This is a genomic window from uncultured Streptococcus sp. (assembly GCF_963521255.1).
GTDB lineage: Bacteria > Bacillota > Bacilli > Lactobacillales > Streptococcaceae > Streptococcus.
Genome location: NZ_CAUQTU010000007.1, coordinates 85,678 through 104,847, shown reverse-complemented (window position 1 = coordinate 104,847; position 19,170 = coordinate 85,678). Strand labels below are relative to the sequence as shown.

The window sequence follows — 19,170 nt, the reverse complement described above, 5'->3', positions numbered from 1 at the left end:
CTAAACAAGATATCAAACGAAGGAGAAAGTCAAACATGAAAACAGCTAAGTTTAACCAATTTGCTTTGTTGTTGAGGTACTCGGGCTAGTGCAAAATGCATTAGTCCTGTTTGGCTTACCAAGCGGGAGTAAATCAACATCTCGCTTGGGTTTCTGAGCGAGATGTTTTTTTAAAACCATATTTGGAAAAGGGGAAATTTTATGAGAGCAGTTGAATTTCTAGATACCAGCCTTCGGGATGGAGAACAGACACCAGGTGTTAATTTTTCAATCAAAGAAAAAATTGCCATTGCAAGGCAGCTGGAGAAATGGGGCATTTCAGCAATCGAAGCTGGTTTTCCAGCGGCTAGCCCAGACTCATTTACGGCAGTGCAGGAGATTGCTAAGGTCTTGAAGAAAACTGCGGTGACTGGTTTGGCCCGCTCTGTCAAGTCTGATATTGATGCTTGTTACGAGGCTCTCAAGGACGCCAAGTATCCACAAGTTCACGTTTTCATTGCTACCAGTCCCATTCACCGTAAGTATAAGCTCAATAAGAGCAAGGAAGAGATTTTGGCAGCTATTAAGGAGCATGTTTCTTATGCACGTTCTAAGTTTGAAGTGGTCGAATTCTCTCCTGAGGATGCGACCCGAACAGAGTTGGATTTCCTCTTGCAAGTTGTTCAAACTGCGGTAGATGCGGGGGCGTCTTATATCAATATCCCTGACACGGTAGGATTTACCACTCCAGAAGAGTACGGAGCCATCTTCAAACACTTGATTGAGAATGTCAAGACAGATCGTCAGATTATCTATTCACCACACTGTCATGATGATCTTGGGATGGCAGTTGCCAATAGCCTTGCTGCTGTTAAGAATGGTGCAGGACGTGTTGAAGGGACTATCAACGGTATTGGGGAGCGAGCTGGAAATGCTGCTTTGGAAGAAATAGCAGTAGCCCTCAATATTCGCCAAGATTACTACCAAGCAGAAACCAGTATTGTTTTAAATGAGACCATCAATACGTCAGAAATGGTTTCTCGCTTCTCAGGAATTCCAGTTCCTAAAAACAAGGCTGTGGTCGGTGGCAATGCCTTTTCTCACGAATCTGGTATTCACCAAGACGGAGTCCTTAAAAATCCTCTTACCTATGAAATCATCACTCCTGAATTGGTCGGTGTCAAGAGTAATAGCCTCCCACTTGGAAAATTGTCTGGTCGCCATGCTTTTGTCGAGAAACTAAGAGAACTGGCCCTAGATTTTACAGAAGAGGATATCAAACCACTCTTTGCTAAGTTCAAGGCTCTGGCCGACAAGAAACAAGAAATCACAGATGCAGATATTCGTGCTCTGGTAGCTGGAACCATGGTTGAAAACCCTGAAGGATTCCACTTTGATGATTTACAACTTCAAACTCATGCAGACAATGACATTGAAGCGCTTGTTAGCCTAGCCAATATGGATGGTGAAAAAGTCGAATTTAATGCGACAGGGCAAGGTTCCGTTGAAGCGATCTTTAACGCTATCGATAAGTTCTTTAACCAATCCGTCCGCTTGGTGTCCTATACTATTGACGCTGTGACAGATGGAATTGATGCCCAAGCTCGGGTCTTGGTAACTGTTGAAAACAGAGATACAGAAACCATTTTTAACGCAGCAGGTCTTGATTTCGATGTGTTGAAGGCTTCGGCTATTGCTTACATCAATGCGAATACCTTTGTTCAAAAAGAGAATGCTGGTGAGATGGGACGCAGTGTTTCCTATCGTGACATGCCTAGTGTGTAAAGGAGAATGCTATGATAAAAAAAATAGTAGCTCTAGCAGGGGACGGAATTGGCCCAGAAATCATGGAGGCTGGTTTAGAAGTTCTGGAAGCTCTAGCTGAAAAAACAGGTTTTGACTATGAGATTGATAGAAGACCCTTCGGAGGTGCAGGTATTGATGCTGCGGGGCATCCCTTACCTGATGAAACCCTTAAGGCATGTAGAGAAGCAGATGCTATTCTCCTAGCGGCTATCGGTAGTCCCCAGTATGATGGGGCAGTGATTCGGCCTGAACAAGGCTTGCTGGCTCTCCGTAAGGAACTTAATCTCTATGCCAATATTCGCCCTGTAAAAATCTTTGAGAGTCTCAAGCATTTGTCACCTCTCAAACCAGAACGAATTGCTGGTGTGGACTTTGTCGTGGTGCGTGAGTTGACAGGCGGGATTTACTTTGGAGATCATATCCTTGAAGAGCGCAAAGCGCGTGATATCAACGATTATAGCTATGAGGAAGTGGAGCGGATTATTCGCAAGGCCTTTGAGATTGCAAGAAGTCGGAGAAAAATCGTTACCAGCATCGATAAGCAAAATGTGTTGGCAACATCAAAACTCTGGCGCAGAGTAGCTGAGGAAGTCGCACAGGATTTTCCAGATGTGACCTTGGAACACCAGTTGGTGGACTCAGCTGCCATGCTTATGATTACTAACCCTGCTAAGTTTGATGTCATTGTGACGGAGAATCTTTTCGGAGATATTCTCTCGGATGAATCAAGCGTTCTATCTGGCACACTTGGAGTCATGCCATCAGCCAGTCATTCTGAAAATGGCTCAAGTCTCTATGAACCTATTCATGGTTCAGCACCAGATATAGCAGGTCAAGGAATTGCCAATCCCATCTCCATGATTTTATCAGTGGCCATGATGCTGAGAGACAGCTTTGGACGCTATGAGGATGCAGAGCGTATCGAGCGTGCTGTTGAGGCAAGTTTGGCAGCTGGAATTTTAACGAGAGATATAGGAGGACAGGCTTCGACCAAGGAAATGACAGAAGCTATTATCGCAAGGTTATGAAGTTAGACGAAAAAATTACTCTAGTCCTCTTGATTTGGAATGCCATGATTTTCATCATTTATGGTATTGACAAATCCAAGGCAAGGAGAAGAGCTTGGCGCATCCCTGAGAAAATCTTACTTATTTTAGCCTTTACTTGTGGTGGTTTTGGTGCCTGGTTAGCAGGATTCATTTTTCACCACAAAACTCGAAAATGGTATTTTAAAACAGTTTGGTTTCTCGGAATGGTGACCACACTAGTAGTCTTATATGTTATTTGGAGGTAATGGATGGCAGGAAAATCGATTTTTGATAAATTATGGGACCGTCATGTCATCACAGGAGAAGAGGGGCAGCCCCAACTCATGTATGTGGACCAGCACTATATTCATGAAGTGACCAGTCCTCAAGCTTTTCAAGGTTTGCGAGATGCAGGTCGCAGATTGAGACGACCAGACTTGACATTTGGCACCTTTGACCACAATGTCCCGACGGTCAATATCTACGATATTCGAGATGTAATTTCCAAGGCGCAAATTGATAAGCTGGCTGAAAATGTTGAGGAGTTTGGGATTGAACATGCGGCCCATGGTTCTGAAAAACAAGGAATTGTTCACATGGTTGGTCCAGAAACAGGACGGACCCAACCAGGGAAATTCATTGTCTGTGGGGATAGCCATACAGCAACCCACGGAGCTTTTGGAGCCATCGCTTTTGGAATTGGTACCAGTGAGGTTGAGCATGTCTTCGCTACCCAGACCCTCTGGCAGGTTAAACCTAAGAAAATGTTGGTTGAATTCACTGGAGTTCCTCAAAAAGGAGTTTATTCCAAGGATTTCATTTTAGCCTTGATTGCCAAGCACGGCGTTGCTTGTGGTGTTGGCTACGTGGTGGAATATCGAGGTCAGGCTATTGATGCACTGAGCATGGAAGAGCGAATGACTATCTGCAATATGTCCATCGAGTTTGGATCCAAGATGGGAATCATGAATCCGGACCAAACCACCTATGATTATCTCAAGGGACGGGAATGTGTTCCAGAGGACTTTGAAGAGGCTGTGGCAGATTGGAAGACCCTTGTCAGTGATGAGAATGTCGTTTACGATAAGGTTATCCAGATGGATGTTTCAGACTTGGCTCCTATGGTGACCTGGGGAACCAATCCTGCTATGGGGGTTGACTTTGACAGTAGCTTCCCAGAAATTAAGGACATGAATGATGAGAGAGCCTACAATTATATGGGTTTGGAGCCTGGTCAAAAGCCAGGGGATATTGAACTAGGCTATATCTTTATTGGCTCATGTACTAATGCTCGTCTCAGTGACTTGCAGCTGGCGGCTCGATTTGTCAAAGGAAAGAAAATTTCTCCTAACTTAACGGCTATCGTAGTTCCAGGTTCTCGTCCTGTCAAACGAGCTGCTGAGAAGTTGGGCTTGGATAAAGTTTTCTTAGATGCTGGCTTTGAATGGAGAGACCCCGGTTGCTCTATGTGCCTAGGAATGAATCCTGACAAGGTTCCTGATGGGGTCCACTGCGCCTCAACCAGCAACCGAAACTTTGAAGACAGACAAGGATTTGGTGCTAAGACCCATCTCTGCAGTCCAGCCATGGCAGCTGCGGCAGCTATTGCAGGGCGCTTTGTAGATGTTCGACAAATGCCAGAAGCCCAGTAAGGAGAGGATATGGAGAAATTTACAGTTTATACAGGAACGACCGTTCCTCTCATGAATGATAACATCGACACCGACCAAATCCTACCCAAGCAGTTTCTCAAGTTAATTGATAAAAAAGGCTTTGGTAAGTACCTCATGTATGCTTGGCGATATTTGGACGATAAGTATACTGAGGATCCAGACTTTGTCTTTAACCGACCTGAATATCGTAAAGCCAGTATTCTTATCTCAGGTGATAACTTTGGGGCAGGGTCTTCGAGGGAACACGCAGCTTGGGCTCTAGCAGACTACGGTTTTAAAGTCGTGATTGCAGGGTCTTTTGGGGATATTCATTACAATAATGAACTCAATAATGGCATGTTGCCAATCGTTCAGCCCAGAGAGGTTAGAGAGAAACTAGCCCAGCTACAACCAAGTGACCAGGTAACTGTGGACTTGGAACAACAAAAAATCATCTCACCAATTGGAGAATTCACTTTTGAGATCGATAGCGAATGGAAACACAAACTCTTAAATGGTTTGGATGATATCGGTATTACCTTACAGTATGAAGATTTGATTGCTGCTTATGAAAAACAACGACCAGCCTACTGGCAGGATTAGAAGAAAAATAGAAAAGGAAATAGAACTATGACAAAACATATTCAATGGAACGGAACACTTTCACAAGAAGGCTATGAAATTTTAAAAGGTGAGGGCGGATGTATCGTTTGCCCTACAAAAGTTGGTTACATCATCATGACTAGCGACAAGGCAGGTCTTGAACGCAAGTTCGCAGCCAAAGAGCGTAACCGTAACAAACCAGGTGTTGTTCTCTGTGGTAGCATGGATGAGCTTCGCGCTTTAGCACAACTCAACCCAGAAATTGAAGCCTTTTACCAAAAACATTGGGATGAAGACATTCTTCTTGGTTGTATCCTTCCTTGGAAACCAGAAGCTTTTGAAAAACTCACAGCATACGGTGATGGCCGTGAAGAACTGATGACTGACGTTCGTGGTACTAGCTGTTTCGTTATCAAGTTCGGGAAAGCTGGTGAACAATTGGCTGCCAAACTTTGGGAAGAAGGCAAGATGGTATACGCCTCATCTGCAAACCCATCTGGAAAAGGAAACCGTGGTAAGGTAGAAGGAATCGGAGAACGTATCGAAGGAGCAGTGGACCTTGTCATTGAAGCAGACGACTATGTGGCATCTATCCAGCCTGACAAAACGATTGAAACTCGCTACGAGCAGGGTGTGATGGTCTCTATGGTCGATAAAGAAGGCAAACTCATCCCAGAACAAGGAGGAACTCGCTCAACTTCACCAGCTCCAGTTGTAATCCGCAAAGGGCTTGACATTGATAAGATTATGATGCACCTGTCAGACACCTTTAACTCATGGGACTACCGTCAGGGCGAGTATTATTAGAATGTAGAAGAAGTGGGGAGAAAATAATCTCTCCTCTTTCTTTTATTATTTATACAAGTGAAATCCGAACAATAAATTTTAATTTATAAAATAATTTGACAAAAACTGTACTTTTGTTTATAATTGATTAAGGAAACGTCGGAAAAGGCGTAGAGATGCGCAAGCATAGGTAGGTCATTATAAAAGAAACGAGACATCGATATGTTAAATGAATTTCCAATTTTTGATTACGAAGATATTCAATTGATTCCAAATAAATGTGTCATTAAAAGTCGTGCAGAAGCAGATACAAGTGTCACTCTAGGAAATTACACCTTTAAACTACCTGTTGTGCCAGCTAATATGCAGACGATTTTGGATGAAAATGTAGCAGAGCAACTGGCTAAAGGAGGTTACTTCTACATTATGCACCGTTTTGATGAGGCAGGACGTATTCCTTTTATTAAGCGCATGCATGAGCAAGGGCTCATTGCTTCTATCTCTGTCGGTGTTAAGGATTATGAGTATGATTTTGTCAGCCAGCTCAAGGCTGATGCTCCTGAGTACATCACGATTGATATTGCCCATGGTCATGCGGATAGCGTGATTTCAATGATTCAACACATCAAGAAAGAATTGCCAGATACTTTTGTTATTGCTGGAAATGTGGGAACACCAGAAGCTGTGCGTGAATTGGAAAATGCTGGTGCGGATGCTACTAAGGTCGGAATCGGTCCAGGTAAGGTTTGTATTACCAAGGTCAAGACTGGTTTTGGTACAGGTGGTTGGCAATTGGCTGCCCTTCGTTGGTGTGCCAAGGCTGCACGTAAACCGATTATCGCTGATGGAGGAATTCGTACTCACGGTGATATTGCCAAGTCTATCCGCTTCGGTGCTAGCATGGTTATGATTGGTTCCCTCTTTGCAGGACACATCGAAAGTCCTGGGAAAACAATTGAAGTTGATGGTGAACAGTTCAAAGAATATTACGGTTCAGCCTCACAATATCAAAAAGGTGCTTACAAAAATGTGGAAGGCAAACGTATCTTGCTTCCTGCCAAAGGTCATCTGCAAGACACTTTAACTGAGATGGAACAAGACCTTCAAAGTGCCATTTCATACGCAGGTGGACGTCAGGTTGCTGACCTTAAACACGTTGATTATGTTATCGTGAAAAACTCTATCTGGAATGGGGATGCTTCCCACTAAGACGGGCTATTTGACCAGAAAAAACTTGTTATTAGAGCAAATTTTTGTTATAATAAAACAAGTTTCCACCCTTAGTGTAATGGATATCACGTAAGATTCCGGTTCTTGAGATGGGGGTTCGATTCCCTCAGGGTGGATGTAAACATCCTAAGAAAGCCTTTAGTAGGGCTTTTTTCTTTACACAGCCCTAATTGGCTCTTAAAACTGAAAATCTCTTTTTAAAGAATGCCCAAATCCTCTCCAGTCCCATTTTAAAGTGACTCAGGGGGCTTTTTTTGATATAATAAAAAGGACTGTTATCAGTTAGAAAGAGGTTGGTATGAAAGAATTACAAACTGTACTAAAGAACCATTTTGCAATCGAATTTGCAGATAAAAAGTTACTGGAGACTGCCTTTACTCATACGAGTTATGCCAATGAGCACCGCCTCTTAAAAATTTCACACAATGAACGCTTGGAATTTTTAGGAGACGCTGTTCTACAGTTATTGATTTCAGAATATCTGTATAAAAAATATCCTAAAAAGCCTGAGGGTGACTTGTCTAAACTCCGTGCCATGATTGTCCGTGAGGAGAGTTTGGCTGGTTTTGCGCGTGATTGCCAGTTTGACCAGTTTATCAAGTTAGGTAAGGGAGAAGAAAAATCTGGCGGTCGCAATCGTGACACCATTCTTGGTGATGCCTTTGAAGCCTTTCTTGGTGCCCTTCTTTTGGATAAGGATGTGGCCAAGGTCAAGGAATTTATCTATCAAGTCATGATTCCTAAGGTTGAAGCAGGTGAATTTGAAATGATTACAGACTACAAAACCCATCTCCAAGAGTTACTTCAGGTCAATGGCGATGTGGCTATTCGTTATCAGGTGATTTCTGAAACGGGTCCTGCCCACGATAAGGTCTTTGATGTAGAAGTTCTTGTCGAAGGTAAGAGCATTGGTCAAGGTCAAGGTCGTTCTAAGAAATTAGCAGAGCAGGAAGCTGCCAAAAATGCCGTTGAGAAAGGGCTGGATTCATGTATTTAAAGGAAATCGAAATTCAGGGATTCAAGTCTTTTGCTGACAAGACCAGGGTCGTCTTTGACCAAGGTGTGACGGCAGTTGTTGGACCCAATGGATCTGGAAAGTCGAATATTACAGAAAGTCTGCGTTGGGCCTTGGGGGAGTCAAGTGTTAAGAGTCTCCGTGGGGGCAAGATGCCGGATGTCATTTTTGCTGGAACTGAAAGTCGCAAACCGCTCAATTATGCTTCTGTAGTTGTGACTTTGGATAATCATGACGGATTTATCAAGGATGCAGGCCAAGAAATCAGGGTAGAACGTCATATCTATCGCAGTGGAGATAGCGAATACAAGATTGACGGCAAGAAAGTCCGTCTGCGTGATATTCATGATCTTTTCTTGGATACAGGTTTGGGACGAGATTCCTTCTCTATCATTTCCCAAGGGAAGGTTGAGGAGATTTTTAATTCCAAGCCTGAGGAACGCCGAGCTATTTTTGAAGAAGCTGCTGGAGTTTTAAAATACAAGACTCGCAGAAAAGAAACTGAGAGTAAACTGCAACAAACTCAGGATAATCTGGATCGTCTAGAAGACATTATCTACGAGTTGGATAATCAAATCAAGCCTCTTGAAAAGCAAGCTGAAAATGCTCGTAAGTTTCTAGACTTGGAAGGGCAACGTAAGGCTATTTATTTAGACGTTCTGGTTGCTCAAACCAAGGAAAATAAGGCTGAACTAGAGTCTACAGAAGAAGAGTTGGCACAGGTTCAGGAACTCTTGACGAGCTACTACCAGAAGCGTGAACAATTAGAAGAAGAAAATCAAACTCTTAAAAAGCAACGCCAAGATTTACAGGCTGAAATGGCTAAAGACCAAGGCAGTTTGATGGATTTGACCAGTCTGATTAGTGATTTAGAGAGAAAATTAGCCCTATCGAAACTGGAATCTGAGCAAGTAGCACTGAATCAACAGGAAGCACAGGCCCGTTTGGCTGCTTTGGAGGATAAGAGAAATTTACTCAGTCAAGAAAAATCTGATAAAGAAAGCTCTTTAGCACTTTTAGAGGAAAATCTAGTCCAAAATAATCAAAAACTCAATCGTTTAGAAGCCGAATTGCTAGCTTTTTCAGATGATCCTGATCAGATGATTGAGCTCTTACGTGAACGCTTTGTGGCTCTTTTACAAGAAGAAGCAGATGTCTCAAACCAGTTGACCCGTATCGAAAACGAGTTGGAAAATAGTCGTCAACTTTCTCAAAAACAAGCAGATCAACTAGAAAAGCTGAAAGAACAGCTGGCTACAGCTAAAGAAAAGGCAAGTCAGCAAAAAGACGAGCTTGAAGCTGCCAAGGAGCAAGTTCAGAAATTATTGGCCGACTATCAAGCTATTGCCAAGGAGCAAGAGGAGCAGAAAACTTCCTATCAAGCTCAACAAAGTCAACTATTTGACCGTCTGGACAGTCTTAAAAACAAGCAGGCCAGAGCTCAAAGTTTAGAAAATATCCTGAGAAATCATAGTAACTTTTATTCAGGTGTTAAGAGTGTTCTCCAAGAAAAAGATCGCCTTGGTGGAATTATTGGTGCTGTTAGTGAGCACCTGACCTTTGATGTGCATTATCAAACTGCGCTGGAAATCGCGCTCGGAGCCAGTAGTCAGCATATCATCGTAGAAGATGAAGAGGCGGCAACCAAGGCGATTGATTTCCTAAAGCGCAACAGAGCTGGTCGCGCGACCTTCCTTCCGTTGACAACGATTAAGGCTCGTACGATTTCTAGCCAGAATCAAGATGCTATAGCTGCAAGTGCGGGATTTCTGGGCATGGCAGATGAGTTGGTGACATTCGATACTAGACTGGAAGCTATTTTCAAGAACTTGCTAGCTACGACAGCTATCTTTGATACCGTAGAACACGCGCGTGCAGCAGCTCGCCAGGTTCGTTATCAGGTTCGTATGGTGACTTTGGATGGGACAGAGCTGCGCACAGGTGGTTCTTATGCAGGTGGTGCCAATCACCAGAATAACAGTATTTTCATCAAGCCAGAACTGGAGCAATTGCAAAAAGAAATTGCTGAAGAAGAAGCAAGCTTGCGTTCAGAAGAGACGACTTTGAAGACCTTGCAAGACCAGATGGTTTCATTAACAGAAAGATTAGAAGAAATCAAATCTCAAGGAGAGCAGGCTCGTATCCAGGAGCAAGGCTTGTCCCTCGCTTATCAGCAGACAAGTCAGCAAGTTGAAGAACTGGAAACTCTTTGGAAACTTCAAGAAGAGGAATTAAATCGTCTTACTGACGGAGATTGGCAAGCAGATAAGGAAAAATGCCAAGAGCGCCTTACTACAATCGCCAGTGACAAGCAAAATCTGGAAACTGAGATTGAAGAGATTAAGTCCAACAAAAACGCCATCCAAGAACGCTATCAAAACTTGCAGGAAGAGGTGGCGCAAGCTCGCTTGCTTAAGACAGAGCTGCAAGGACAAAAACGTTACGAAGTTGCTGATATTGAACGCTTAGGTAAGGAACTAAGTAATCTTGATCTTGAGCAAGAAGAAATCCAGCGCCTTCTTCAAGAAAAGGTTGATAATCTTGAGAAGGTTGATACAGAATTGCTCAGTCAACAGGCGGAAGAGGCCAAAACTCAGAAAACAAGTCTTCAACAAGGTTTGATTCGCAAGCAGTTTGAATTGGATGATATAGAAGGTCAACTGGATGATATTGCTAGTCATTTGGATCAGGCTCGCCAGCAGAATGAAGAGTGGATTCGCAAGCAAACACGTGCTGAAGCCAAGAAAGAAAAGGTCAGCGAGCGTTTGCGTCATTTACAAAGTCAATTAACAGACCAGTACCAGATTAGCTATACTGAAGCTTTAGAAAAGTCTCATGAGTTGGAAAATCTCAATCTGGCAGAGCAGGAAGTTAAGGATTTAGAGAAGGCTATTCGCTCACTGGGTCCTGTCAATATAGAAGCTATTGACCAGTACGAAGAAGTTCACAGCCGTCTGGATTTCCTCAATAGCCAGCGAGATGATATTTTGTCAGCGAAAAATCTGCTCCTTGAAACCATTACAGAGATGAATGATGAGGTCAAGGAACGCTTTAAATCCACCTTTGAAGCTATTCGTGAGTCTTTCAAAGTGACCTTTAAGCAGATGTTTGGCGGAGGTCAGGCGGATCTCATTTTGACTGAGGGAGACCTGCTGACAGCTGGGGTTGAGATTTCTGTTCAACCACCAGGCAAGAAAATCCAGTCTCTCAATCTTATGAGTGGTGGGGAAAAAGCTCTCTCGGCTCTTGCATTGCTCTTCTCCATTATCCGTGTCAAGACCATCCCATTTGTTATCTTGGATGAGGTGGAAGCTGCGCTGGATGAAGCCAATGTTAAACGTTTTGGGGATTACCTCAACCGCTTTGACAAGGACAGCCAGTTCATCGTCGTAACCCACCGTAAGGGAACCATGGCAGCGGCTGATTCCATCTATGGAGTGACCATGCAAGAATCAGGTGTGTCTAAGATTGTTTCGGTTAAGTTAAAAGATTTAGAAAGTATTGAAGGATGACAATTAAACTAGTAGCAACGGATATGGACGGAACCTTCCTAGATGGGAATGGGCGCTTTGATATGGACCGCCTCAAGTCTCTCTTGGCTTCCTACAAGGAAAAAGGGATTTACTTTGCGGTGGCTTCAGGGCGTGGATTTCTGTCTCTAGAAAAATTATTTGCTGATGTTCGTGATGACATTATTTTCATTGCGGAAAATGGCAGTTTAGTAGAGTATCAGGGTCAAGACTTGTATGAAGCGACCATGTCTCGTGACTTTTATCTGACAACTTTTGAAAAGATGAAAACTTCACCTTATGTAGATATCAATAAACTGCTCTTGACGGGTAAGAAGGGTTCTTATGTGCTAGATACGGTTGATGCAACCTATTTGAAAGAGAGTCAGCATTATAATGAAAATATCCAAAAAGTAGCAAGTCTGGAAGATATTACAGATGACATTTTCAAATTTACAACTAACTTCACAGAAGAAACTCTGGAAGCTGGTGAAGCTTGGGTTAATGAACATGTTCCTGGTGTTAAGGCCATGACAACTGGCTTTGAATCCATTGATATTGTTCTGGACTATGTCGATAAGGGAGTGGCCATTGTTGAACTAGCTAAAAAACTTGGTATCACAATGGATCAGGTTATGGCTTTTGGAGATAATCTAAATGACTTGCATATGATGCAGGTTGTGGGACATCCTGTAGCTCCTGAAAATGCACGACCAGAAATTTTAGAATTAGCAGAGACTGTGATTGGTCACCATAAGGACCAGTCGGTTATAGCTTATATGGAGGGCTTATAATGGCAGATATAAAATTGATTGCATTGGACTTGGATGGGACCTTGCTGACTACTGATAAAAGGTTGACGGATCGTACCAAAGCAACCTTGAAAGCTGCGCGTGATCGTGGTATCAAGGTCGTATTGACAACTGGTCGCCCTTTAAAAGCTATGGATTTCTTTCTCCACGAGCTAGGGACTGATGGCCACGAAGATGAGTATACCATTACCTTTAATGGTGGTTTGGTTCAGAAAAATACAGGTGAAATCCTTGATAAAACAGTCTTTTCATATGATGATGTGGCACGCTTGTATGAAGAAACAGAGAAATTATCACTGCCTCTTGATGCTATCTCAGAAGGAACTGTTTATCAAATTCAATCGGACCAAGAAAGTCTTTATGCCAAATTCAATCCAGCTTTGACCTTTGTTCCAGTGGACTTTGAAGACTTATCTAGTCAAATGACCTACAATAAGTGCGTGACTGCCTTTGCTCAAGAACCCTTGGATGCAGCCATTCAGAAGATTTCTCCAGAATTGTTTGACCAATATGAAATCTTTAAATCACGTGAAATGTTGCTAGAGTGGTCACCAAAGAATGTTCATAAAGCAACAGGATTGGCTAAACTAATCAGTCATCTAGGAATAGAGCAAAGCCAAGTGATGGCCTGTGGTGACGAGGCCAATGACCTTTCTATGATTGAATGGGCAGGGCTCGGTGTTGCCATGCAAAATGCTGTTCCTGAAGTCAAGGCAGTCGCAAATGTGGTGACGCCAATGACCAACGATGAGGAAGCTGTCGCCTGGGCTATCGAAGAATATGTGCTAAAGGAGAACTAAGATATGGGATTATTTGACCGTCTATTCGGAAAAAAAGAAGAACCTAAAATCGAAGAAGTTGTAAAAGAAGCTCTGGAAAATCTTGATTTGTCTGAAGATGTTGAGCCTGCCTTAACAGAAGCTGAGGAATTTCCTCATGAAGAAGCAGAGATTGAAAATTCTGAAGAAGCTGTGTTTGAAGAAGAGGAAATCCAAGTCACAGTTGAAGAAAATAAGGATTCAGAGCCAGTTGTAGAAGTTCAACAAGTGGAAGAATTGCCAAACTCAGAAGAAGTCCCAGAGGAAGAGAATACTGAGCACGAAGAAGCTGTAGAAGAAAATAGTTCTGAAGTGCTTGAACCAGAAAGGCTTCAAGCAGAAGAAACTGTTCAGGAAAAATATGACCGCAGTCTTAAGAAAACTCGTACAGGCTTCGGTGCTCGCTTGAATGCCTTCTTTGCCAACTTCCGTTCTGTCGATGAAGAATTCTTCGAAGAACTGGAAGAACTGCTGATCATGAGTGACGTTGGTGTCCAGGTTGCTTCTAACCTAACTGAGGAGCTACGCTACGAAGCCAAACTTGAGAATGCCAAGAAACCAGATGCACTTCGTCGTGTTATTATTGAAAAATTGGTTGAGCTTTATGAAAAGGATGGCAACTATGATGAAAGTATCCACTTCCAAGATGGCTTGACAGTCATGCTCTTTGTCGGTGTGAATGGTGTTGGGAAAACAACTTCTATCGGGAAACTAGCCCACCGCTATAAACAAGCTGGTAAGAAGGTTATGTTGGTTGCGGCCGATACCTTCCGTGCAGGGGCAGTAGCTCAACTTGCTGAATGGGGCCGTCGTGTGGACGTTCCAGTAGTGACTGGACCTGAAAAAGCTGACCCAGCCAGTGTGGTCTTTGATGGTATGGAACGAGCTGTAGCAGAAGGAATTGATATTCTCATGATTGATACCGCTGGTCGTCTGCAAAATAAGGATAACCTTATGGCTGAATTGGAAAAGATTGGTCGTATCATCAAACGTGTTGTGCCAGAAGCCCCTCATGAAACATTCTTGGCTCTGGATGCATCAACAGGTCAAAATGCCCTAGTACAGGCCAAAGAATTTTCGAAAATTACCCCTTTGACAGGAATTGTCTTGACTAAGATTGATGGAACTGCTCGAGGTGGTGTTGTTTTAGCCATCCGTGAAGAACTCAATATTCCTGTAAAATTGATTGGATTTGGTGAAAAAATCGATGATATTGGTGAGTTTAACTCAGAAAACTTTATGAAGGGTCTCTTGGAAGGCTTAATCTAATCAGAAGTAAAAATCCTGCAAGGCATAAACTTGCAGGATTTTTTTTATTCTAAACGACCATCTTGACGATAGGCGATATCTGGTTGCCAAGTCCATTTGGCATCGAATTTTTCAAGTAAGTCAAAGCTTGCTTGAGGTCCCATACTTCCAGCTTTATAGTCATGAAGTGGGGCACCATTTTCAGCCCAGAGTTCTTCGATACGGTCAATCAATTTCCATGACGCACCAACTTCATCCCAGTGGCTAAAGTTAGTTGAGTTGTTATTTAGGACATCATAAATCAATTTTTCGTATGGTTCTGGAGAAGCACCAGTTGCGGTCGCATCTGTGCGGTAATCAAGTGAATTAGGAGCTAAGTTGAATTCTTCTCCTACTTGCTTCCCATTTAGACTGAGAGAGAAACCTTCTGTTGGTTGGATATAGATGGTCAAAATGTTTGGAGCAAGTGGCTCACCAAAGATAGAATCCATTTGTTTAAAGACGATGTTGACATGAGTTCCTTTTTCAGTCAGACGTTTACCCGTACGGAAGAAGAAAGGAACACCACGGAAGCGATCGCTGTCTACAAAGAAGGCACCAGATGCAAAGGTTTCAGTTGTTGATTCTGGATTTACATTTGGCTCGCTACGATAAGAAATGTATTTCATGCCATCAATCTTACCAGAACGGTATTGACCACGGATAAAGTATTCTTTAAGCTCTTCATCCGTTGGATGATAGAGGTTTTTAAAGACCTTAATCTTTTCAGCACGAATCTCGTCTTTTGTGAAGCTTGCTGGCTTGTCCATAGCAAGGAGAGAAAGCAGTTGCAAAGTATGGTTTTGTACCATGTCGCGGAGGGCACCAGATTGGTCATAGTAGCCACCACGTTCTTCTACACCCAAGCGCTCTGCAAAGGTAATTTGAACATTATCGATAAAATCCTTGTTCCAAACGTTTTCAAAAATCAGGTTGGCAAAGCGGACTGCAAAGATGCTTTGGATCATTTCCTTACCAAGATAATGGTCAATACGGAAAATTTGTTCTTCGTCAAATGTTGCTAGGAGCTCGTCATTCAACTTGTTTGCAGTTGCGAAATCTGTACCAAATGGTTTTTCAACGATTAAGCGCTCAAAGCCTTTACCGTCTACGATATTTTCAGACTTGAGGTGTTTTGCAATGGTTCCAAAGAACTGAGGTGCCATAGACAAGAAGAAGAGCTTGTTGTGTTCGGCTTGGTACTTGTCATTTAGCTCAGCCTGCAATTGACGTAAAGCAATGTAGTGCTCTGTATCATTGACATCGTGACTTTGATAGTAGAAGTGACTAGCGAATTCTTGAGCCTGTTCAGTACTATCTGCCAAATCAAGGATAGATTCGACTACAACAGATTCAAAATATTCCTTGCTCCAAGGACGACGAGCAGTTCCAATAACTGCAAAGTGCTTGGAAAGATTGCCGGATTTATATAGTCTAAATAGGGAAGGGTAGAGCTTGCGTTTAGCCAGGTCTCCACTCGCACCGAAAATTGTAACAATAACCTTAGATGACATCTAGCTACCTAATTTCTATTTTTATTCCTAGTCTTGCTAGGTATGAGGAAATCTCATTTCATAAACTTAATTCTAACATAATTTTCCGAAAAATCAAAAAATCCAATACGAGATAGAAAAAAACTGCAAGGAAATCCTTACAGTTTGAGTTTAGACGTTTAAGACCTTGTCCAAGAAATCTTTCAGACGTGGGTGTTGAGGGTTATCAAAGATTTGATCAGGTGTTCCGTCTTCAAGGAACTCGCCATCTGCAGTAAAGATAACGCGGTTGGCAACCTGACGGGCAAATCCCATCTCATGGGTGACGATAATCATGGTCATGCCTTGTTTAGCCAAGTCTTTCATAACGTTTAGTACGTCTCCAACCATTTCAGGATCAAGGGCAGAAGTTGGTTCATCAAAGAGCATGATGTCTGGATTCATTGCAAGTCCACGAGCGATGGCCACACGTTGTTTTTGACCACCTGATAGGCTATCTGGACAGGCCTTAGCCTTATCTGCTAGCCCAACCTTGTCAAGCAGCTCCATTCCCAATTTCTCAGCTTCTTCCTTAGTCATCAACTTGTGCTCAATAGGAGCAAAAGTAATGTTGTCCAATACAGACATGTGTGGGAAGAGGTTGAAGTGTTGGAACACCATTCCGATATTTTCACGGACATGGTCAACGTTGGTTGTTTTTTCAGTTAAGTCATAACCGTTCACAGTGATGTGACCGCTAGTAACTTCTTCTAGAAGGTTGAGGCTACGGAGGAAAGTTGACTTACCAGAACCCGAAGGACCGATGATACAAACAACATCTCCTTCATAGAACTTAGTCGTAATTCCTTTTAAAACTTCATTTTTTCCGTAGCTTTTGTGTAAATCATTTACATCAATTTTTAATTTTGCCATTAACGAATCCTCTTTTCTAAGCGTTTCGCTAGTTTAGTCAAAAGTGTGATAATTACAAGATAGAAGATAGCAAGGATTGCATACATCTTGAAACTTTGGTAGTTACGGGCTATGATAATCTTACCAGTTTGGAAGAGTTCCACCAAACCGATAGCAGATACGATAGTTGTATCTTTAAGAGCGATAACGAATTGGTTGACAAAGTTTGGCAACATCAATTTAGTTGCTTGTGGCAAGATAATCTTACGCATGGTTTTTCCATAAGAGATACCCAAGCTTCGGCTAGCTTCCATTTGTCCAACTGGAACGGCCTGAATACCACCACGAACGATTTCAGCGATATAAGCGGCTGCATTGAGCGATAGGGCAATAGTACCAGCTACAAAGTCGTTAATTGGACTTTGTTGGCCTGTGATAGACTCGATGAAGTTTGGAATTCCCCAGAAGATGAAGGCAGCAAGAATCATCAATGGGATACCACGGATAACGTCAACGAAAATCTCAGAGATGACGCGAAGAGATTTGTAGGGGCTAACGCTAAACATACCGAAGATAATTCCGATGACAATGGCAATAGCAAATGAGATAAGAGCTAGAGCAAGAGTGATACCAAGACCGCTAAGGAGTTGTTTGTAGTTGTTTTGAAGCAAGCCCCAGATAGTTGTCTCATCAACAGTGCTTGTTGAAGCAGTTGAAGACTCACTAGCTAGGTATTTATCAAGAATCTTTTGGAATTCTCCGTTTGCTTTAAGGTTTGCAAGTCCGTTGTTGAACATTTCAATCAATTCTGGATTTGCTCCTTTTTTAACTGCAAATGCTGTTTCACCGATTGGAGTTCCAGCGATTGGAGTTTTCAATTTTTGACCTTGGCTGATAGAATATTTGAGGACAGGCTCATCATCCATAACAGCATCGATGGCACCAGTGTTTAAACTGTCATACATTGACGAACCATCAGCAAAGGTTTTGATTTTGTAGCCGTATTTGCTTTGATTTTCTGTTAGGAAGGTTTGAGAAGCAGTTCCGTTTTTAACACCAACTGTCTTCCCTTTCAAATCTTCATAAGAAGCAATAGTACTTGATTCTTTGACACCAAGGATAGTATTAGCAGTGTAGTAGGATTCTGAAAAGTCAAAAGTTGCCTTACGAGCATCAGTGACAGACATACCAGCAATGATACCATCTGCTTGACCAGCTTGGACAGCGTTAATAGCGGCATCGAAACCAGGGTTGATGATTTCAATTTCAAAACCTTGGTCTTTAGCGATGGCCTTAATCAATTCCATATCAATACCAGTATATTGGTTGCTTGAATTTTGGAAAACAAAAGGTGCAAAAGAAGAATCGCTGGCAATAATGTATTTAGCTTTAACAGGAATGGCTTTTAAGCCTGCAAGAGTAGTTGTAGTTGGCACTGATGAAGATGATGAAGCAGTCCATTTCTTGATGATTTTATCAAGGCTACCATCTTTTTTCATTTCAGCCAAGGCTTGGTTAAATTCAGTAACCAGGTGCTCGTATTTGCTTCCTTTTTTAACACCGAAAGCAAAGCTACCTACAGCTTCCCCATCCATTTCGATATGGAGATCTTGACCTTGGTTGATGGCATACTCGATAACAGGTTTGTCATCCATCATAGCATCAATGGCACCAGCACTCAAGCTGTTGTTCATCAAATCACCAGTGTCAAATGTTTTAATACTAAAGCCGTATTTATCCTTAATACTTTCAAGGAAGCGTTGAGCGGCAGTTCCGTTTTTAACACCAACAGTTTTACCTTTTAATTGGTCATACTGACTAATCTTGTGTGCCTTTGTAGTTGCAATGACAACTTTTGTATCATAGTAAGTATCAGACATGGTAAAAACTTTTTCACGTTCTTTAGTCTTTGTCATCCCTGCCATGATTGCGTCAGCTTGACCAGCTTGAACCGCATTGACCGCTGCGTCAAATCCAGGATAGGACATCTGAATGTTCCAACCTTTAATCTCTGCGACTTTGTTGATAATGTCAACATCAATTCCTTTATAAGTTTGATCTGAATCTTTAAACTCAAAAGGTGCATAGGCGGTATCAGACACAATCTTAATCGTCTCTGCTTTCGCAATACCTAATGAGAAAATTGGGAATAAAATTAGCAAAAATGCTAGAAATTTTTTCTTCATTTTTAGTCTCCTTTTCCGAATATTTTCTCATTATATCAGAAAAAGTAAAAAAAAGCAAATTTTTATATTTTTGTG

General features: G+C 42.3%; 15 protein-coding genes and 1 tRNA gene. 13 read left to right on the top strand and 3 right to left on the bottom strand.

Features of this window, described 5'->3' with window-relative positions:
* Window positions 1-201 precede the first annotated feature (201 nt).
* The 13 genes from RWP09_RS06640 to ftsY all read left to right on the top strand — a co-directional run bounded on the left by RWP09_RS06640 (window position 202) and on the right by ftsY (window position 14,507).
* Entirely contained in the window at window positions 202-1,764 is a 1,563-nt protein-coding gene (locus RWP09_RS06640) for a 2-isopropylmalate synthase (RefSeq protein ID WP_314435627.1), read from the top strand.
* A gap of 11 nt (window positions 1,765-1,775) precedes the next feature.
* The gene (gene leuB, locus RWP09_RS06635; protein WP_314435623.1) at window positions 1,776-2,813 is read left to right on the top strand and encodes a 3-isopropylmalate dehydrogenase; all 1,038 of its coding nucleotides are present in this window, start codon (window positions 1,776-1,778) and stop codon (window positions 2,811-2,813) included.
* Complete coding sequence (locus RWP09_RS06630) at window positions 2,810-3,079, top strand: DUF1294 domain-containing protein (protein ID WP_314435620.1); 270 nt, start codon at window positions 2,810-2,812, stop codon at window positions 3,077-3,079. Before leuB ends, RWP09_RS06630 begins: the two co-directional genes overlap by 4 nt.
* A 3-nt stretch (window positions 3,080-3,082) precedes the next feature.
* Window positions 3,083-4,465 carry a 3-isopropylmalate dehydratase large subunit gene (gene leuC, locus RWP09_RS06625; RefSeq protein ID WP_314435617.1) on the top strand — a complete coding sequence of 461 codons (1,383 nt, stop codon included), beginning with the start codon at window positions 3,083-3,085 and terminating at the stop codon, window positions 4,463-4,465.
* A gap of 9 nt (window positions 4,466-4,474) precedes the next feature.
* A complete protein-coding gene (gene leuD, locus RWP09_RS06620; protein WP_000410624.1) occupies window positions 4,475-5,068 on the top strand; it encodes a 3-isopropylmalate dehydratase small subunit in 594 nt (197 codons plus the stop codon).
* Between the two features lie 27 nt (window positions 5,069-5,095).
* The gene (locus tag RWP09_RS06615; protein WP_314435615.1) at window positions 5,096-5,875 is read left to right on the top strand and encodes a Sua5/YciO/YrdC/YwlC family protein; all 780 of its coding nucleotides are present in this window, start codon (window positions 5,096-5,098) and stop codon (window positions 5,873-5,875) included.
* A gap of 201 nt (window positions 5,876-6,076) precedes the next feature.
* Window positions 6,077-7,063 carry a GMP reductase gene (locus tag RWP09_RS06610; RefSeq protein WP_314435612.1) on the top strand — a complete coding sequence of 329 codons (987 nt, stop codon included), beginning with the start codon at window positions 6,077-6,079 and terminating at the stop codon, window positions 7,061-7,063.
* Between the two features lie 65 nt (window positions 7,064-7,128).
* A tRNA-Arg gene (locus RWP09_RS06605) sits at window positions 7,129-7,200 on the top strand.
* Between the two features lie 182 nt (window positions 7,201-7,382).
* Window positions 7,383-8,081, top strand: coding sequence for a ribonuclease III (gene rnc / locus RWP09_RS06600; protein WP_000661480.1), 699 nt, complete (start codon window positions 7,383-7,385; stop codon window positions 8,079-8,081).
* Entirely contained in the window at window positions 8,072-11,611 is a 3,540-nt protein-coding gene (gene smc, locus RWP09_RS06595; protein ID WP_314435606.1) for a chromosome segregation protein SMC, read from the top strand. The genes rnc and smc overlap by 10 nt, the downstream gene beginning before the upstream one ends.
* Window positions 11,608-12,402 (top strand): HAD family hydrolase, encoded by a 795-nt coding sequence (locus tag RWP09_RS06590; RefSeq protein ID WP_314435603.1) that lies wholly within the window; start codon window positions 11,608-11,610, stop codon window positions 12,400-12,402. Before smc ends, RWP09_RS06590 begins: the two co-directional genes overlap by 4 nt.
* Complete coding sequence (locus RWP09_RS06585) at window positions 12,402-13,220, top strand: Cof-type HAD-IIB family hydrolase (protein ID WP_261063003.1); 819 nt, start codon at window positions 12,402-12,404, stop codon at window positions 13,218-13,220. The genes RWP09_RS06590 and RWP09_RS06585 overlap by 1 nt, the downstream gene beginning before the upstream one ends.
* Before the next feature lie 3 nt (window positions 13,221-13,223).
* Window positions 13,224-14,507: a signal recognition particle-docking protein FtsY gene (gene ftsY / locus RWP09_RS06580; RefSeq protein ID WP_314435597.1), complete on the top strand. Its 1,284-nt coding sequence runs from the start codon at window positions 13,224-13,226 to the stop codon at window positions 14,505-14,507.
* 44 nt (window positions 14,508-14,551) lie between these two features.
* On the opposite strand, the gene zwf is transcribed toward ftsY, so the two are convergent.
* The 3 genes from zwf to RWP09_RS06565 all read right to left on the bottom strand — a co-directional run bounded on the left by zwf (window position 14,552) and on the right by RWP09_RS06565 (window position 19,095).
* Window positions 14,552-16,039 carry a glucose-6-phosphate dehydrogenase gene (zwf, locus tag RWP09_RS06575; protein WP_314435594.1) on the bottom strand — a complete coding sequence of 496 codons (1,488 nt, stop codon included), beginning with the start codon at window positions 16,037-16,039 and terminating at the stop codon, window positions 14,552-14,554.
* Window positions 16,040-16,189: 150 nt separating this feature from the next.
* Complete coding sequence (locus RWP09_RS06570; RefSeq protein WP_314435591.1) at window positions 16,190-16,930, bottom strand: amino acid ABC transporter ATP-binding protein; 741 nt, start codon at window positions 16,928-16,930, stop codon at window positions 16,190-16,192.
* Window positions 16,930-19,095 carry an ABC transporter substrate-binding protein/permease gene (locus RWP09_RS06565; protein WP_314435590.1) on the bottom strand — a complete coding sequence of 722 codons (2,166 nt, stop codon included), beginning with the start codon at window positions 19,093-19,095 and terminating at the stop codon, window positions 16,930-16,932. The genes RWP09_RS06570 and RWP09_RS06565 overlap by 1 nt, the downstream gene beginning before the upstream one ends.
* Window positions 19,096-19,170: the final 75 nt, after the last annotated feature.

Excerpts from the sequence above, each read along its gene's own strand:
- RWP09_RS06640 (WP_314435627.1), top strand. The coding sequence starts at position 202 with ATGAGAGCAGTTGAATTTCTAGATACCAGCCTTCGGGATGGAGAACAG.
- leuB (WP_314435623.1), top strand. The coding sequence starts at position 1,776 with ATGATAAAAAAAATAGTAGCTCTAGCAGGGGACGGAATTGGCCCAGAA.
- RWP09_RS06630 (WP_314435620.1), top strand. The coding sequence starts at position 2,810 with ATGAAGTTAGACGAAAAAATTACTCTAGTCCTCTTGATTTGGAATGCC.
- leuC (WP_314435617.1), top strand. The coding sequence starts at position 3,083 with ATGGCAGGAAAATCGATTTTTGATAAATTATGGGACCGTCATGTCATC.
- leuD (WP_000410624.1), top strand. The coding sequence starts at position 4,475 with ATGGAGAAATTTACAGTTTATACAGGAACGACCGTTCCTCTCATGAAT.
- RWP09_RS06615 (WP_314435615.1), top strand. The coding sequence starts at position 5,096 with ATGACAAAACATATTCAATGGAACGGAACACTTTCACAAGAAGGCTAT.
- RWP09_RS06610 (WP_314435612.1), top strand. The coding sequence starts at position 6,077 with ATGTTAAATGAATTTCCAATTTTTGATTACGAAGATATTCAATTGATT.
- rnc (WP_000661480.1), top strand. The coding sequence starts at position 7,383 with ATGAAAGAATTACAAACTGTACTAAAGAACCATTTTGCAATCGAATTT.
- smc (WP_314435606.1), top strand. The coding sequence starts at position 8,072 with ATGTATTTAAAGGAAATCGAAATTCAGGGATTCAAGTCTTTTGCTGAC.
- RWP09_RS06590 (WP_314435603.1), top strand. The coding sequence starts at position 11,608 with ATGACAATTAAACTAGTAGCAACGGATATGGACGGAACCTTCCTAGAT.
- RWP09_RS06585 (WP_261063003.1), top strand. The coding sequence starts at position 12,402 with ATGGCAGATATAAAATTGATTGCATTGGACTTGGATGGGACCTTGCTG.
- ftsY (WP_314435597.1), top strand. The coding sequence starts at position 13,224 with ATGGGATTATTTGACCGTCTATTCGGAAAAAAAGAAGAACCTAAAATC.
- zwf (WP_314435594.1), bottom strand. The coding sequence starts at position 16,039 with ATGTCATCTAAGGTTATTGTTACAATTTTCGGTGCGAGTGGAGACCTG.
- RWP09_RS06570 (WP_314435591.1), bottom strand. The coding sequence starts at position 16,930 with ATGGCAAAATTAAAAATTGATGTAAATGATTTACACAAAAGCTACGGA.
- RWP09_RS06565 (WP_314435590.1), bottom strand. The coding sequence starts at position 19,095 with ATGAAGAAAAAATTTCTAGCATTTTTGCTAATTTTATTCCCAATTTTC.